This window comes from Achromobacter sp. GbtcB20, assembly GCF_019091095.1.
Taxonomy (GTDB): Bacteria; Pseudomonadota; Gammaproteobacteria; order Burkholderiales; family Burkholderiaceae_B; genus Achromobacter; species Achromobacter mucicolens.
Genome location: NZ_JAGXJZ010000260.1, coordinates 1 through 415 on the forward strand (window position 1 = coordinate 1; position 415 = coordinate 415).

Consider the following 415-nt stretch of genomic DNA (forward strand, 5'->3'; position numbering starts at 1 on the left):
ATGGCGCACAATACGGCTGTGATCATCGGGATCGAGCTGCTGGCCGCGGGGCAGGGCATCGAGTTCCATCGCCCGCTGGCCAGCTCGGGCTACCTGGAACATGTGCACGCCCAGCTGCGCCGGCAGGTGCCGTCCTACGACGAGGACCGCTTCTTCGCGCCCGACATCGAGGCCGCGCGGCGCATGGTGGTCGAAGGCGCGCTGTCGGCCTCGTGCAAGGAGCTCTTTGCTGTACTCCATCCGTAATTCAACCCCTACAGGAGAGGTAATGGATTTCCGGTTCAAGGCAGGCGATGCGCCGATGCTGCTGTCGATGCCCCACGTGGGCACGGATATTCCCGACGAAGTCGCGGCCACGATGGCGCCCTGCGCCCTCGCGAAAGCGGACACCGACTGGCACCTGGCCGAGCTGTCC

General features: G+C 65.8%; 1 protein-coding gene and 1 pseudogene. Both read left to right on the plus strand.

Annotation, left to right across the window (positions count from 1 at the left end):
* Nucleotides 1-246 (plus strand): annotated as a pseudogene (locus KVT32_RS28885) (histidine ammonia-lyase); the annotation flags it as partial.
* Nucleotides 247-268: 22 nt separating this feature from the next.
* The coding region (locus tag KVT32_RS32345; protein WP_254637068.1) for an N-formylglutamate amidohydrolase at nucleotides 269-415 on the plus strand (147 nt) is incomplete at its 3' end.